1 protein-coding gene is annotated in these 1,108 nt (G+C 45.8%); it reads left to right on the forward strand.

Translation table 11 applies throughout. The annotated features are described in order from the left end of the window. The first annotated feature begins 60 nt into the window (after positions 1 to 60). Positions 61 to 1,098 carry an IS630 family transposase gene (locus AAC147_RS07020; RefSeq protein ID WP_156115446.1) on the forward strand — a complete coding sequence of 346 codons (1,038 nt, stop codon included), beginning with the start codon at positions 61 to 63 and terminating at the stop codon, positions 1,096 to 1,098. Positions 1,099 to 1,108 lie beyond the last annotated feature (10 nt).

Raw genomic sequence — 1,108 nt, forward strand, 5'->3', positions numbered from 1 at the left:
TATACCAATCATCATTGAAGATGCTTGATTTCTTATCCGAATCAGATCATGCTTGCAACCATGAAAATTCATCTGACACCAGACCAAAAACACGCCCTCGAACTGATGCATGATACAACGCGTGATGGACGCGTTCGCGACCGCATCAAAGCGGTTCTTTTGGCTTCCGAGGGCTGGACTGCTCAGATGATTGCTCAGGCCTTACGTATTCATGAAAGCACTGTCAGTCGTCATCTGAAAGATTATTTCAGTCAGGAAAAACTCGCCCCTGAAAATGGCGGTTCTGAAAGCCATCTGTCTGCCCGGCAAACCGCTGAACTGGTGGATTATTTGACGGTGAATCTGATGCATACTACCGCACACATTGTGGCCTATGTCCAGGCACGCTGGCAGGTTTCGTTCACCGTGGCCGGGATGACCAAATGGCTTCACCGTCAAGGGTTCAGTTACAAGAAGCCGAAAGGGGTTCCTCATAAATTTGATGCGGATAAACAGCAACAATTTATTGAGGCCTACCACGCCCTGAAAGACGAATTCGGTCAGAATGAGCCGATTCTGTTTATTGATGCTGTGCATCCCTCACAGTCTACAAAATTAAGCTATGGCTGGATAAAATCAGGGGTAAAGCACGTCAAAATGATTGAAACTACAGGCAGCCGTACCCGACTCAACATCATGGGCGCCCTTAATTTACAGTGTATTGAAGAGACTATTATTCGTGAATATCCGAGCATTAACGCGGAAAATGTGGCGTATTTTTTCGGTGCCATTCGAGAAACCTATCCGCTTTCGCAGAAAATTCATCTCATCTTGGATGGGGCGGGTTATCACCGTACCGATTTGGTGAAAGATATCGCCGAGATCCTCAACATTGAGTTGCATTACTTGCCACCTTACAGTCCTAATCTCAATCCCATAGAGCGATTATGGAAATATATGAACGAGCAGGTGCGTAACAATGTCTACTTCGCCACACCGAAAGTGTTTCGCGAGGCAATTCACTCCTTTTTTCGTGTCACACTCCGGGAAAAAGCGGGTGAACTCGCTTGTCGATTGAATGATAATTTCCAGATTTTGAAACCGGCATCTTCAAGTTAGATTGGTATAT

This window comes from Xenorhabdus sp. NBAII XenSa04, assembly GCF_963866145.1.
Taxonomy (GTDB): Bacteria; Pseudomonadota; Gammaproteobacteria; order Enterobacterales; family Enterobacteriaceae; genus Xenorhabdus; species Xenorhabdus indica.

What these genes read in the sequence shown, in the direction of transcription:
- AAC147_RS07020 (WP_156115446.1), top strand. Translation starts at nt 61, where the DNA reads ATGAAAATTCATCTGACACCAGACCAAAAACACGCCCTCGAACTGATG.